Origin of the sequence: Aminobacter sp. BA135 (genome assembly GCF_050859125.1) — a bacterium.
Taxonomy (GTDB): Bacteria; Pseudomonadota; Alphaproteobacteria; order Rhizobiales; family Rhizobiaceae; genus Aminobacter; species Aminobacter ciceronei.
Genome location: NZ_CP139572.1, coordinates 3683688 through 3698007, shown reverse-complemented (window position 1 = coordinate 3698007; position 14320 = coordinate 3683688). Strand labels below are relative to the sequence as shown.

Sequence of the window (14320 nt, the reverse complement as noted above, 5' to 3'; positions counted from 1 at the left end):
TCTGACAACGAGATCGCCAGATACTTCGCAACGATGTGAGGGGAGTTGGCCGAGGCTGATCTCCCAAATCAACAAAAGTCGAGACACTCCGGAAAAGGACATGGGGTCGACCTCATGGGACACGCATCAAAGCCCAACTTCTCGCACTCCGCCCAGCAAGCTCAGCAATGGGTGAATGAACTGGCTGCCGATCTCGGCTGGCCGGAAAACCTCTCTCATCGTTTGATGAGGGCAGTGCTTCAGGCGTTGCGCGACTGGCTGTCGCCAGAGGAGGCCGCGGATTTTTCTTCGCAGCTACCTGAGATGATCCGAGGAATCTATTTCGAAGGCTGGGATCCAGCGAAGTCGCCCGCCGTGGAGCGTGACAAACGTGACTTTGTGCTCCGAATCTCGAAGGCCTTGAACGAACAGCCCGAGGTCGACATCGAGGAAGGTATTGCAGCCGTATTCAGGCTCCTCGATCGGCATCTTTCCCATGGTGAAATCGTCCAGGTGAAGAATTCGATGCGCAAGTCGCTTCGACACCTTTGGCCGGAATGACGGCAATGTTCCGAGATAGGCAAGAGGCGGGCGAAAGGCTGGGGCTTGAATTGCTTGGCGCCAAGCTGGCCAATCCCGTTGTTCTGGCGCTTCCCCGTGGTGGCATCCCAGTGGCCGCAGCCGTCGCTAATGCGCTCGATGCTCCTCTCGACGTGCTCATTGTCCGCAAAGTCGGCGCGCCGGGGAACGCGGAATTGGCTGTCGCTGCTATCGTCGATGGCACGCCTCCGGATGTGGTCGTGAACCGCGAAATCGTCGAAGCGTATTCCCTGGGAGACGAGGAACTTGCTGCGCTGGTGAACGCAGAGCGCCCGGAACTGGAGCGGCGCAGCAGGCTCTTTGGAGGGGTCACCCGCTCCCATTCACTGGCTGGCAGAACTGCGGTCCTGGTCGACGACGGTGCCGCCACAGGGGCGACCCTGAAAGTCGCCTTGCGAGCGGTCAAACGGCGGGGGCCGACACGTACCGTCGTGGCACTCCCTGTCGCACCGTCCGACGCGCTTGACGTTCTCCGACAGGAGGCCGACCAAGTCTTCTGCTTGAGTGCGCCAGGCCGCTTTCGCGCCCTGAGCTACCACTATCGCAGTTTCCCTCAGCTGACGGACGAGGACGCGATCAATGCGCTTCGGGCAGCCAACGAAGAGCGAAAGCTTCGTCATCCTCGATAAGTCAATTCCCGTGTCTTCTCTCGGGCAGTGGCAGCGCGATCCGCAAATGTTTGCTCTACGTCAAGGCGAAGATCTCCCGGAACGGTCATTCTGACCATGTTCAGGTCGATGTGGCGTCCTGAAACGTTGCTCAAGGAGACGCAGGATGAAAACCCAGATTTTTCTGCCACTCGCGACATATCCTGATCCAAACTCGGATGCCGTCGCCGTCAATGCCGTCGCTGTCGCGCAACAGCTGCATGCCGACCTGCACGCTCTCGCGATTGATGCCGACATCCCTCACGTTTCGAGCCCATTGTCACGCATTCTGATCGATGTCCCGGCCCGTATCCGCGAGGCCGAGGCAGTCAGCCGCAAAGCCGGCGATCACCTTCTCGCGAAAGTGGTCGAAGAAGGATCGCGACAGGGCGTTGCCGTCACCACTGCTTCCGAGGCTGTCCTTCTCGCGCTTCAGGGTGAAAGTGCGGCAACCCACGCTAGGTACTATGACCTTGCCGTTGTCGGATGGGAGCCGAACAACCAGGCCTCCAGAATGATTGCGGAAGGGGTCATTTTCGACTCCGGCCGGCCAACCATCCTGCTGCCCGACTCGGCCAGCGCAGCCAAGATCGAGCACATTGCGATCGCATGGGACGGCAGCCGCGTGGCAGCTCGCGCCGTGGCCGATGCATTACCACTCCTGACGCAAGCCTCCAGAATCCATGTTCTCACGATAGTCGACGAAAAGCCGCTGAAGGCAGCCGACATCGGCGAAAAGCTGGTCGCTTCATTGAGAAAGCGTGGGCTCAACGCGGATGCCGCAGACATCAAATCCGAAGACTGCCCGATCGCAATCACCTTGCAGGAACGGGCAATCGAGCTGGGTACGGATCTCCTGGTGATGGGGGGATACGGCCATTCCAGGGTTCGTGACTTCGTGCTTGGAGGTGCGACGGAAGGCGTGCTGACAGACCTGCGTCTGCCGATACTGATGTCGCATTGAGGAACGCGACCATGGAGTTCTCGAGTAAAGTCGCGCTTGTCACCGGAGCTGGATCGGGCATAGGCGAGGCTGTGGCTCGCGAGCTTGCCGCGGGCGGTGCCAAGGTTGTTGTGGCAGACATCGACATCCACTCAGCTGCACGCGTGGCAGAAGCCATCGTGGCCGAAAATGGCGAAGCCCACGCCTGTCAGGTCGACGTTGCCGATCCACGATCAGTTGAACAGATGGTCCGGTTCGCCGTGGAGACGTTCGGAGGCCTTCACCTTGCGGTCAACAATGCGGGCATAGGCGGCGTGGAAACCGAAACCGCCGACTATCCGATCGACAATTGGCTAAGCGTGATGGAAGTGAATCTCGATGGTGTTTTCTACTGCATCAAGTTCCAGCTTCCGGCCATGCTGAAGTCCGGCGGAGGAGCGATCGTAAATATGTCTTCCATCCTGGGGTCGGTGGGTTGGAGCAAGGCTTGCGCATATGTTGCTGCAAAGCACGCTCTGGTTGGATTGACGAAAGCGGTAGCCATTGAATATGCAGCGAAGAATGTTCGTGTAAACGCCGTCGGCCCAGCGTTTGTCGACACCCCACTCCTCAAGAAGAACCTGGACGATGAGACGATCGGACAGCTGGCGGCCCTTCACCCGTTGAACCGCCTCGGATCTGCGTGTGAGGTCGCGGCGCTGACCTGCTTCCTCTTGTCCGAAAGAGCAAGCTTCATAACGGGCAGCTATCATCTGATCGACGGAGGTTACACGTCGCGCTAGTCGCCCTCACGGCATCGCGAACATCCCCGATTGCCAGCGGCGAACACCAAACTGCGGAGGCACGGCATGAGACTGGTAATTTCCCTTGGCGGGAATGCCCTCTTGCGCAAAGGGCAGGCGATCACGGCCGAGAACCAGCGCGAAAACGCAGCGTTGGCAGCTATGTGGCTTGCGCCTGTGCTGCGGGAGCATGAGGTCGTGATCGCTCACGGCAGCGGCCCACAGTTGGCGATGCTCGCATTGCAGTCGTTTTCCTACAGGGTCGCCGAACCTACACGTCTTGATCTGCTTTGTGCTCAAGCTGGGGGCGAGACAGGTTATCTTCTCGCTCGAGAGTTGCGGAACGTACTGGGGGCCGGCCGACACGTGGTCGCTCAAGTGGCGCAGGTGCTGGTCAATCCCGATGATGAGGCCTTTGGGAAGCCAACCAAGCCCATCGGACCTTTCTACGAACGGACCTATGCCCACCAATTGCGGCAGCTGCGCAGTTGGCAATTTGCCGATTTCGACGGCGAGTATCGGCGCATTGTCCCAGTTCCCCGCCTGCTGGAAACTATCGACATTGGTGCAGCCGAATTGATGCTCGGATCTGGCAGGGCAGTCGTCATGTGCGGCCCCGTACCCGTCGCTGCGGGCTCTGGTGGTGAGTTGCTCGGGACGGAGGCCCTGCCGGACAAAGACGAATTCGCTTCGCTCCTGGCACAAGAATTGGATGCCGACGGATTGCTGTTTCTGACGGACGTGCTGTCGGTTGCCACGGACTTCGGCAAACCGGAACAGCGGCAAATCAGGCAAGCCACTCCCGCGTCGTTGAGAACGCTGGCCTTCGATCCGTCTTCGATGGGGCCTAAAGTGAAGGCCGCATGCGACTTCGTCGAGGCATCGCACAAATGGGCTGCCATCGGATCGATTTCGAATGTGGAACATGTCCTGTCAGGAGAGACCGGGACACGTGTTGTGACAACCATGGCTGGCGGCGCAGTCGACTTCTGGCCGCGCTGATTCAACCTTACGGAGGTGAGGTTATGTGGGTTCGTTCTTTGTCTACGCTCGATTGCAGCAAGATTCTGGCTCGCAGCCATTTCGGCCACCTGGGTTGTTCCAAGGACGGACGGCCATATGTTGTGCCGTTCTACTTCTGTTATTCCGACAACAGGCTCTATGCCTTCTCGATGCCTGGGAAGAAGATCGACTTCATGCGAGCCAATCCCTGCGTTTGCGTGCTGGTCGACGAAAGGGGAAGTGGCCGAGAGTGGCGCAGCGTGCTGGTCGATGGCCGTTTCGAGGAGCTGAAAGGCGACACGCCGCAGAACAAGATCGATCAGGAGCATGCCTGGAACCTGCTCAGCAAACATGTGAACTGGTGGGAGCCAGGCGGTCTGAAACCCGATCAGCGTCCCATTGCCGAGCATTCATCCCACCTTTTCTTCCGGATTTACGTCGAACAAGTATCGGGCCGGGAGGCTGTCGAGGGGGAGCAATCTTGAAGGGCAGTGGAATCTGATGCGCGAGGTCGGTTCGATCTCTCACCGACCTCGCAGCTTAAGTTCAGCGTGCCATCAATACCGGGATTGAAACGTCTTCCAGGATCGATTTGGTAACGCCGCCGAAGATCTTCTCACGCAGGCGGGAGTGGCCGTATGCGCCCATCACGATCAGTTCAGCGGACATGTCCGAGGCATGCCGCTTCAGCACATCGGCGACTTTTTGCCCTGAACTCGGCAACCTGTCGACAGTAACCTTTGCGCCGTGGCGGGCCAGATAGGTCGCAACATCCGCCCCGGGTTCGTCGCCCTGACGGCCTTCACCCTCAAGCGGATCGACGAGGACCAGATGTACGTCGTCTGCTGCCTTCAGGATGTCGATAGCCTCCCGAACTGCCCGCGAGGCTTCAATGCGCGAATCCCATGCAACCATCACCTTTCTGGGCCGCAGCGTCGGCTTGCTGCCCTCGGACGACAACAGCATTGGCTTGCCCGACGAGAAGAGCGCACCCTCAATCGTCTTGTCCCTGAGCGTTCCTCCTGACAGCAGATCCGGACCGACGAAGGTCAGATCAGCATATCGCGCGCGCCGTCCGATGATCTCGTCGGCCCAGGCCATTTCAGGATAGGCGTTGGTAACATCCGCGGAAATCGCAGCGCCGGCAAGTACTCGCGTGACCTCGGCTGTCCTCGTATCAAGCCGCTCGAGATCGGCGCGCCGCTCTTCCATCCAGGCATCGGACATCGGCGCCGCGTAGTCGCCGATGGGCGGGGGTGCCGCGAGCGTCACGGCAAGCACGGAAAGATGAGCGTCCACCTCCGCGCACAAGGAGGCGGCCAACTTGATGTCGTTGTCGCCGCGGTGGGTGCCCGTAACCGTTAGAATTGTCTTGAAGGCCATGGCTTGAATCCTCAGTCAATTGAAACCAGGTCTTCTGATACCGCCCAGGATCGGAACATTCCTTGCTCTACGTCAATTCTTGAAAGCGCATGTGATTTGATCCGTATCAAGGTTTCGCATGACCGGGACATTAGGCTCCAACCCGATGGGCTGAGGTCGCCATATGAAACGCTTGATCACAGTCGCTGTATTGATTTCAGGCAGCTCAATTTCTCTTCATGCTCAAGAGATGAGCTACGGGGAAACTGAGTTTCTAAATTCATGCGCGCCCTGCCATGGAAGTGGCGGGCGGGGCGATGGTCCTTTGGCTGCGGAATTACGAAGCGCGCCGACTGATCTGACGCGACTTGCCGAAAAGAACGGTGAAGAGTTTCCGTATCGGCGTGTGATGGCAACAATTGACGGCCGCTATGTTGTTCCAGGCCATGGCGAGCGCGACATGCCAGTCTGGGGGCAGCAATTCCTTCTAAGCGACAAACGTCTTTATGGTCCGGATGACGGACCCGTCGTGACGCAGGAGAGAATTCACGAGCTGGCAACGTTCATCGAGAGCCTGCAGAGGTGAAAACGGAAGCGTTGCTTCCTGAGGCCACAGGACGGATCGAGGGCATGGATAATGATCACCGATAATCAGGTCGCAGCAGTCGATTTCTTGATGGATGCCACCAGCCATGGTGATCCGCGGCCCGTGGAAATGATTGAGACGCACATTTCCCGCGTTTTCCTTGCAGGAGATCGCGCGTTCAAGATGAAGCGGGCGGTGCAGCTTCCGTACGTGGACTTCTCATCGGCCGATCGCAGGCTCGCTGTTTGTCAGCTGGAGGTGGAACGCAACTCAAAGACGGCACCGGAGCTTTATCTCGGGGTGAGACGGTTGACGCGAAGACCTGACGGCGGCCTGGAGTTTGATGGAACGGGAGATCTCATTGACGCTGTGGTCGAGATGCGTCGTTTCGATCAATCTGCCTTGCTCGACAAGATGGCAGTGGCAGATGAATTGACACCGCAACTGATGACCGGCGTTGCCCATACGATCATTAGATTCCATCGTGATGCGCCTGTGTCCCATGGCTGCGGAGGTACTGCCAATCTTCAGCGCGTGCTCGACATCAATCTTGCAGGGTTTGGCACGAGCCATGTGTTCTCCAGATCCGAGGTCGAGGAGTTCGATGGCCTCTTCCGGACAGCCCTACAACGGCAGGCGGGCCTGCTAGACAGTCGGGAACGACATGGAAAGGTGCGTCGATGCCATGGCGACCTTCACTTGCGCAACATCTGCCTCTTCCAGGGCAAGCCACGTCTGTTCGACTGCATCGAGTTCAACGACGACATCTCTACCGTCGATGTCCTCTACGACCTTGCGTTTTTGTTGATGGACCTTTGGCATCGGGGGCTGCCCGAGTTTTCCAACCTGGTTACGAACCGCTATCTCGATGAAGCAGACGATGAGGACGGTTTCGTGCTCCTGCCGCTGCTAATGGCAATCCGTGCCGCTGTACGCGCGCACGTCACTGCCACGCAGGCCGAAGAAGGCGGGCCCCAAAAGACGCGACTTGCAGCGGATGCACGATCGTACTTCAAGCTCGCGCGTCAGCTTCTGGCCGCTTGCCCGCCCCGTCTCGTGGCGATCGGTGGCCTTAGCGGCTCCGGCAAGACGACGGTCGCGGAAGCGCTTGCAGCGCATATTGGAGCTCCGCCAGGCGCACGCATCGTCGAAAGTGATCGCATTCGGAAAATCCTTCATGGTGTGGCACCCGAAACCCGGCTGCCTGAAAGGGCCTATGCTCCCGAAGTTTCCGAGCGCGTTTATGCGGAGATGGCCTGGCGTGCAGGACTTATCCTGTCGCAGGGGGCGTCGGTGGTGGCAGATGCCGTTTTCGAGCGTCAGAAAGACAGGAACAGAATGGAACTCTGCGCTACAGAACGGGGGGTGCCGTTTGCGGGATTTTGGTTGGAGGCCGATGCCAACCTGCTTTGGTCGCGGGTGAGCGAGCGAAGTGGGGGCGTGTCAGATGCGACGGTGGACGTGCTGTCGCGTCAGCTTCGCAGGTCGGTTGCCGATGTCGGCTGGCAAAGACTGAATGCCGCCCAGACACCTGCCGGCGTTGTCTCAGATATTCTGGTCGCCACGGATCGCGGGGTTTCCTGCTGAACTGTCAGTCGTTGGCTTCAGCATTCGCGCGAGGTTTCAGCCGCAGCGATGCCCGGCAGAGGCCGGGGTCATCGACGTCATGCTGGATCATAAATCCCAGGACGCGGCACATCGACAGCATCTTGCGGTTCTCGGCAAGCATCATGCCTTCGATCTTGGAGATTCCGTCCTCACGGGCATAGTCGATAAGTTGGTTGAGCAATCCCCAGCCGATGCCCTGGCCCTGCAGATCCGTTCGGACGAGCAGCGCATATTCTGCGACGACATGATCCGGGTCGCATGAGAGGCGACCGATGCCGGCAAGCTCGTCACCACCACGCGCAATGACTACGAAGGCTATCTCGCGGTCGTAGTCGAGCTGGGTCATCCGCTTTAGCATCTGGTCTGGAAAATGCTTGCGAGGACTGAGAAATCGTAGCCGCATGTCTTCCTGCGTGACCTTAGCCAGGAATGCCGGATAGAGAGCGACATCTGTCGGCTTGATCGGCCGGATGATGTATCGCTGCCCTTTGACCTCGATGTCTCGCTCCCACTTTGATGGATATGGACGAATGACGAGATCGGCATTGGGTGCGGGGTCCTCGATCAAGGCTGGATCGAACTGGACGCGGGCATCCAGGGCAGTCGCTCCCTCGCGGTCCGCCAGCAGCGGATTGATGTCCAGTGACTTGATGCAGCGGAAATCGACGATCAGTCGCGAGACGCTGTCCAAGGCGGCCAATATGGCGGCTCGATTGGCTGGTTCGCGATCACGATATCCGGCCAACAATCGGCCTGCCCGCGTATTGTCGATGAGATCTCCGGCCAATACGTCGTCGAGCGGAGGCAAAGACACTGCCGTGTCGTCAAGCAATTCAACGGCAACGCCGCCGCTTCCGAACATAATCACAGGCCCGAAAATCGGGTCTTGATGGATGCCTACGAGCAGTTCGTATCCGCTCCGTCTGCTAATCATGGGCTGGACAGTGAAACCGTCCACCGACGCATCAGGCGCAGAGTGCTGTATGCGAAGGCAGATGGCCTCGGCGGCATCCCGCGCAGCTTCAGCAGAACCCAGGTCGAGAGCCACCCCGCCAACGTCTGATTTGTGAGAGATGTCCCTGGACACAAGCTTGACGACGACCTTGTCGGCACTCAGGAGCATAGCTGCCGCAGCCTTCTCGACATCTGCGGGTGACTTTGCGACTACGGTCTTTGGCGTTGCAATGCCATATGCCGCGATCACCTCCTTCGCTTCGGCCTCCGTCAACATTTGCCGTCCATCAGCCGCAGCCGCCCGGAAGATTGCTGTCGCGTGGGAGCGGTCAGCCATGTGAGCGCTCCCGGACTCCGGCGGCACTCGCATCAATGCGGCCTGGGCTCGCGACCACTCGTTGAGATATGATGCTGCCTGAGCTGCCTCAGCCGGAGTCTCGAAACTCGGGACCCCGGCGTTCTGCAAAAGGTGCCGCCCCTGTCGTGCCGTGCTTTCTCCAAGCCAGCAGGTGATCAACGGCTTTCCGTCTATCTTTCCGCTTCGGGCGATTGAAGAAACGGCCAATGCCGCATCGGTCGAAGAGGCGAGGCCAGTCGGACAATTGAGAACCATCAGGGCATCGGTTCCGGGGTCGGCTGCCACGGCTTGAATGACTTCGGTATATCGATGTGGCGATGCGTCACCGATGATGTCTACCGGGTTTCCTTTCGACCAGGTCGACGGCAGGCAGGCGTTCAGGCGTTCGATCGTCGCGGGAGAGAACGCAGCGAGTTCACAACGGCGATCAAGCAACTCGTCGACCGCGAGGACTCCGGCACCGCCGCCATTGGTTACGATGCCCAGGCGGGTTTGTTGAAGCGGCCCCAGAAGAGCTAGCATCTCTGCCGCATCGAACAGCTCAATGAGGCCTCCGACGCGAAGAATTCCCGCCCGGGTGAAAGCAGCGCTGACCGCGCGGTCACCCCCGGCAAGTGCTCCAGTGTGTGTCATCGCCGCCTTCGCAGCCTGATCATGTCGGCCTGATTTTATCGCGACCACCGGTTTGAGCCGAGCTGCCGCCCGTGCAGCCGACATGAATTTCCGCGGATGGGGGATAGTTTCCAGGTACATCAGGATCGCATGCGTGGAGGGGTCACTGGCGAGCAGGTCGAGGTAGTCGCCAACATCAACATCGGCCATGTCGCCCATGGACACGATGTGGGAAAAGCCGACATTGTTGTCGAGTGACCAGTCTACCAGCGCTGTCACGATCGCCCCGGACTGGGAAAGCAGCGCGATGCCGCCCGTGGAGGCATTGCAATGCGAAAAGCTGGCGTTGAGTTTCAGCTTGGGCGTGAGCAAGCCAAGCGTATTGGGCCCCACTATTCGAAACAGATTGGGCTTTGCGGCCTCGAGCATTGCCTGCTTGAGGCCGTTTTCCATCGTCAGGCCGGCAGTGATTACGACAGCCGCCTTGCTGCCTATGTTGCCGAGATCCCGGACAATGCCTGGAACCGTTTCGGCAGGGGTAACGATCACGCTGAGATCGGGTGCCTCGGGAAGTTCTTTGGCGGTTCGATAGCAAGGTCTGCCCGCGATCTCACGATGCTTTGGATTGACTGGCCAGATCGGTCCTTCGAACCCTCCCTGGACAATGTTTTCTATGACCACCGCGCCTACCGAGCCGGGCCGGGTCGATGCGCCGAATATGGCGATCGATCTGGGATGCAGAACGAATTCCAGGTTGCGGATGGTCAAAGCGACTTCCTCCTCCATGGACCAGTACGGCTCCGCGTTGCAGGACGCATTGCCCTAGATCAATTCCCGATGTCGCCGTCCAGATTGACATGCATCAAGGCTCGTCGGGTCAACCCGTGCTTCATTTGTGAAAAAGGAGGAACCAAATGAACATGCAGCTCACCAAGCTCATGCTGGGTGCGGCAGTCGCGATTGTTGCCCTGACCAGCGAAGTCCCAGGGACTCTGGCCCAGATGCGTGGCCCGTTGATGTTCCAAGGTCATCAAATGATGTCCGCGGATGAGATGGCCACGATGATGGACCGGATGCGTAGCGCGAAGTCCGACGAGGAATGCGACGCTATCCGGGCTGAGCACCACGAGGCCATGCAGAAACGCGCAGCGGAACTGGGGATCACCCTGCCAAAAGATTCCGAATGGGAACACATGCCATCCGGATGCGGCACTGGGATGATGGGTGGCAATGCCCAGAAATCGCCGACGACCAAGTGAAGCATCCTGACGGATCCGGCAATCTCCAGACCTTCAAAAGGATCACGCAATGGCTCACAAACAAGTGTTGTTCCGTTCGGAGGCTCGCGAGAAGATATTGCGAGGCGCTGCCCAGCTCGCCGACGCGGTTCGAGTTACACTCGGACCGCGTTCGAAGTCGGTTCTGATCGAGGCAAAATGGGGTCCGCCAATAGTCTGCAATGATGGCGTTACGATCGCCAAAGAGTTCGACCTCAGGGATCCGGAGGAAAATCTCGGAGCCCGGATGCTCAGGCAGGCAGCCGAAAAAACGGGCGAGATGGTGGGTGACGGAACCAGCACTTCGACCATTCTTGCTCAAGCGATGCTCGCTGATGGCGTTCGAAACGTCGTGGCAGGTGCCAGCGCCATCGATATCAAGCGAGGTCTCGATCGCGCTGCGAAAAGAGCGATCGAAGCATTGAAGGCAGCTTCCAAACCGGTTCAGACCCGATGGGAAAGGGAACAGGTCGCTGCGATCTCGGCGCACAATGATGCCGGGATTGGCGAACTGATTGGAGCGGCCATGGAGAAAGTCGGCGATGACGGTGTCATCACCGTTGAAGAGGCAAAGACGACGGAGACAGTTCTCGACGTGGTCGAGGGCATGCAGTTCGACCGTGGTTACCTTTCACCATATTTCGCGACTGATACGGAGAAGATGGAGGCGGTCCTTGAGGACGCGCTTGTAATGGTCGTGGACCGCAAGATCGGTACGCTGAACGATCTGGTTAAGCTTCTCGAGGCCGTGGCCAAGTCCGGCGCGCCTCTTCTGATCGTGGCCGAGGAGGTTGAGGGAGATGCTCTTGCGACGCTCATCGTCAACCACATCCGCGGGACACTGAAGAGCTGTGCCGTCAAGGCGCCAGGTTTCGGCGACAGGCGTAAGGCAATGCTTGAGGATATCGCAGTTCTGACGGGAGGACAGCTCATCTCGGAGCAGTTGGGTATCAAGCTTGAAAATGTCTCGGTCGAGCAACTCGGCCGTGCCCGCCGCGTCGTGTGCGACAAGGAAAACACGACAATCGTAGGCGGCGGCGGAAAGCGCAAGGTAATTGATGCCAGGATCGAGCAGATTCGCCGGGAGATAGAGAACACCACCAGCGATTATGATCGCGAAAAGCTGCAGGAGCGGCTCGCAAAGCTCACTGGGGGCGTTGCGGTAATCAAGGTGGGGGCTCCCACCGAGTCCGAGATGAAGTCACGAAAAGAGGCCTTGGACGACGCAATCAGCGCCACCAAGGCAGCTATCGCAGAGGGCATCGTTCCCGGTGGCGGGCTTGCACTTCTGCGCTGTACGACGGCTGTCGAGGAGGAAGAGAAGCTCGTTGACGGCGATGAGCGTACGGGAGTGCAGATCTTGAAACGGGCGCTCGAAATTCCGGTGCGCCAGATAGCGGAGAATTCCGCAGTCGATGGTGGTGTCGTCGTTGCGAGAATGCTGGAAGGGAAAGACAATTTCGGCTTTGACGCTGGTCGCAAGCAGTATGTCGATCTCGTCGAGGCGGGTATCATCGATCCGACCAAGGTCGTGCGCATTGCGTTGGAAAATGCAGTTTCGGTAGCTAGCACGTTGCTGCTGACCGAAGCCACGATGACGGAGATTCCCGAAGAAAAGGGAGTTCGACCGACCGACACGAACATGTCGATGTAGTCGGTGCGCTGACTAATGTTCAGCTGTCAGCGGACGCTCAATAACTGCCGACGAAACTCTTCAACGAAGAAGGACCGAAAGCCGCTCTTCTTGGGCTTTCGATCCTCGCAGCCAGTTGGGCGAAATGCTCTCAACTTGACAAGAACCGATTGAGCCGGGCCTCATCGAGCAATGCGCGCGTGACCCCACCAAACGCCCACTCTCTCAATCGGCTGTGCCCGTACGCGCCCGACACCACGAGGTCAGCACCGCTACGGTCGATGAAATTGAACAACATGAGATATTCATCGGGGCTTTCGATCAATCTTGGCGTGGCTTTGATGCCATGTTCCGCCAGGAAAGCGACTACATTGTTTAGGCCATCTCGAATGACTTGATCTGCCTCAGCCGTCACGGTCACCACCGTCACTTCTTTGGCCGCGACAAGCATAGGCAGTGCGTCGGCTACGGCGCGTCGGGCTTCGCGTGTGTCCTTCCATGCCACAACGATGCGCTCGGCACCAAACTGCTCCACCTTGTCGCGCACGACCAAAACCGGACGGCCCGCACGAAGAACGACACTCGCGGGACTGGCGTGCCTATAGGAATCCCCGGTAGCCGCGCCCTCTGAAGCCGCCATGACGATGAGGTCCGCTGACTGGGCTGCCTGGACGACTGCATAGGTGGGGCTGGTCAGGCTCTGCCGCCATTCGGTCCGCACCGATCCCGTGGTCAACCGCTCAAACTCTGCCCGCACTTTCGTGAAGCGCTTCTCGACGTTGTCCCGCATCTGTTGCCATGCTTCCGCTGTCATGACCCCAGCCATAGGCAGCGGTGCGTCGGCCCCACAGAGACCAATTAGTCTTGCGTCGTGGGATCTCGCGATATCGATTGCCACCGTCACAATCGGAATGACCGGTCCGTCGATATCGATGTTCACAAGGACGGATTTGTAGCTCATTTCTGCGCCTCGAAATCAGGATTCAACTCGATCCACAATGGCGCAAGCAGGGGTGAACGCCTTGACGCGGATCAATTGCCAATCCCTGTCGAAGATGGATTGTGCGCCACGTCATGCGCGTGAATCCGGGTGCCCCTGGTTCCGGCCACGATGGCCGAAGCGTCTTCGAGACGTCCGATTGCGCCAGGCCGACCTGTTGCATGCGCGAACTCGATGGCCGCGGCCATTTTCGGACGCATCGAGCCAGGAGCGAAGTCATCCAGCGAGAGCTCGGAAACACTGACCTGATCGAGGGGGCGAGCGCGTGGCGTCCCCCAATTTTCGTAGGCAGCATCTACGTCCGTCAGCATGAGCAAGAAGTCCGCATCAAGCTGTCGCGCCAGCAGGGAAGATGCCAAATCCTTATCGATGACTGCTTCGATCCCGGCTAGGCTTCCGTCGCTCAGCTCGACTACCGGAATGCCTCCCCCGCCGGCGCAGATAACGGTCACGCCGCCCTCGGTCAGGAAGCTGATCACCTGGACTTCCAGGATTTCAAGCGGTTTCGGCGAGGCAACGACACGCCGCCACTTCTCGCCGTCAGGCGCGATGTGCCAGCCCCGTTCGGCAGCCAGCTTTGTCGCCATCACCTTATCATACATTGGTCCGATCGGTTTCGTCGGCTTGCTGAAGGCAGGGTCGTGCGGATTGACTTTGACCTGGGTGAGAAGGGTGGCGAAATGCCGATCTCTCATGACGTTGCCAAGTTCCTGTTGAAGAACATAGCCGATCATTCCTGCACTTTCTGCGTCGAGCACGTCCAGTGGAAATGGCTCGCTCGAAGACGCGGCCGCCTGCAGGGCAAGCAGCCCGACCTGCGGACCGTTTCCATGAGTGATCACTAGGGCATGGCCCTGGCTCACGAGGTCGGCGAGTGACCGGGCAGCTCTTCTGATGTTGGCGCGCTGGTTTTCTGCCGTCATCGGTTCGCCTCGCTTCAATAGGGCGTTGCCTCCAAGCGCCACAACGATACGCAT

The 14320-nt window shown here is 58.9% G+C and carries 14 protein-coding genes; 10 read left to right on the top strand and 4 right to left on the bottom strand.

Annotated features, from left to right (window positions below):
* Nucleotides 1–114: 114 nt before the first annotated feature.
* The 6 genes from SLT36_RS18005 to SLT36_RS17980 all read left to right on the top strand — a co-directional run bounded on the left by SLT36_RS18005 (nucleotide 115) and on the right by SLT36_RS17980 (nucleotide 4438).
* A complete protein-coding gene (locus tag SLT36_RS18005) occupies nucleotides 115–540 on the top strand; it encodes a DUF2267 domain-containing protein (protein ID WP_432283775.1) in 426 nt (141 codons plus the stop codon).
* Nucleotides 541–545: 5 nt separating this feature from the next.
* Nucleotides 546–1208: a phosphoribosyltransferase gene (locus SLT36_RS18000; RefSeq protein ID WP_432283774.1), complete on the top strand. Its 663-nt coding sequence runs from the start codon at nucleotides 546–548 to the stop codon at nucleotides 1206–1208.
* A gap of 145 nt (nucleotides 1209–1353) precedes the next feature.
* Complete coding sequence (locus tag SLT36_RS17995; protein ID WP_432283773.1) at nucleotides 1354–2190, top strand: universal stress protein; 837 nt, start codon at nucleotides 1354–1356, stop codon at nucleotides 2188–2190.
* A gap of 11 nt (nucleotides 2191–2201) precedes the next feature.
* Complete coding sequence (locus SLT36_RS17990) at nucleotides 2202–2951, top strand: SDR family NAD(P)-dependent oxidoreductase (RefSeq protein ID WP_432283772.1); 750 nt, start codon at nucleotides 2202–2204, stop codon at nucleotides 2949–2951.
* A 66-nt stretch (nucleotides 2952–3017) separates the two neighbouring features.
* The gene (locus tag SLT36_RS17985) at nucleotides 3018–3953 is read left to right on the top strand and encodes a carbamate kinase (RefSeq protein WP_432283771.1); all 936 of its coding nucleotides are present in this window, start codon (nucleotides 3018–3020) and stop codon (nucleotides 3951–3953) included.
* A 23-nt stretch (nucleotides 3954–3976) separates the two neighbouring features.
* Nucleotides 3977–4438, top strand: a complete 462-nt coding sequence (locus SLT36_RS17980; RefSeq protein ID WP_432283770.1) for a pyridoxamine 5'-phosphate oxidase family protein — start codon at nucleotides 3977–3979, stop codon at nucleotides 4436–4438.
* Between the two features lie 61 nt (nucleotides 4439–4499).
* Here SLT36_RS17980 and SLT36_RS17975 read toward each other — a convergent pair whose 3' ends face one another.
* Nucleotides 4500–5336 (bottom strand): universal stress protein, encoded by an 837-nt coding sequence (locus SLT36_RS17975; protein WP_432283769.1) that lies wholly within the window; start codon nucleotides 5334–5336, stop codon nucleotides 4500–4502.
* A 163-nt stretch (nucleotides 5337–5499) separates the two neighbouring features.
* On the opposite strand from SLT36_RS17975, the gene SLT36_RS17970 reads away from it, so the two are divergent.
* Both SLT36_RS17970 and SLT36_RS17965 read left to right on the top strand, forming a co-directional pair.
* Nucleotides 5500–5901 (top strand): c-type cytochrome, encoded by a 402-nt coding sequence (locus SLT36_RS17970; RefSeq protein WP_432283768.1) that lies wholly within the window; start codon nucleotides 5500–5502, stop codon nucleotides 5899–5901.
* Nucleotides 5902–5952: 51 nt separating this feature from the next.
* Nucleotides 5953–7488: an AAA family ATPase gene (locus SLT36_RS17965; RefSeq protein ID WP_432283767.1), complete on the top strand. Its 1536-nt coding sequence runs from the start codon at nucleotides 5953–5955 to the stop codon at nucleotides 7486–7488.
* Nucleotides 7489–7492: 4 nt separating this feature from the next.
* On the opposite strand, the gene SLT36_RS17960 is transcribed toward SLT36_RS17965, so the two are convergent.
* Complete coding sequence (locus SLT36_RS17960; protein WP_432283766.1) at nucleotides 7493–10219, bottom strand: GNAT family N-acetyltransferase; 2727 nt, start codon at nucleotides 10217–10219, stop codon at nucleotides 7493–7495.
* Nucleotides 10220–10347: 128 nt separating this feature from the next.
* Between SLT36_RS17960 and SLT36_RS17955 the strand changes: the two genes are divergently transcribed.
* Nucleotides 10348–10692: a hypothetical protein gene (locus tag SLT36_RS17955; protein ID WP_432283765.1), complete on the top strand. Its 345-nt coding sequence runs from the start codon at nucleotides 10348–10350 to the stop codon at nucleotides 10690–10692.
* A 49-nt stretch (nucleotides 10693–10741) separates the two neighbouring features.
* The gene (groL, locus tag SLT36_RS17950) at nucleotides 10742–12364 is read left to right on the top strand and encodes a chaperonin GroEL (protein WP_432283764.1); all 1623 of its coding nucleotides are present in this window, start codon (nucleotides 10742–10744) and stop codon (nucleotides 12362–12364) included.
* Between the two features lie 130 nt (nucleotides 12365–12494).
* On the opposite strand, the gene SLT36_RS17945 is transcribed toward groL, so the two are convergent.
* Together SLT36_RS17945 and arcC are read right to left on the bottom strand one after the other, a co-directional pair.
* Nucleotides 12495–13304, bottom strand: coding sequence for a universal stress protein (locus SLT36_RS17945; RefSeq protein WP_432283763.1), 810 nt, complete (start codon nucleotides 13302–13304; stop codon nucleotides 12495–12497).
* A 71-nt stretch (nucleotides 13305–13375) separates the two neighbouring features.
* Entirely contained in the window at nucleotides 13376–14320 is a 945-nt protein-coding gene (arcC, locus tag SLT36_RS17940; RefSeq protein ID WP_432283762.1) for a carbamate kinase, read from the bottom strand.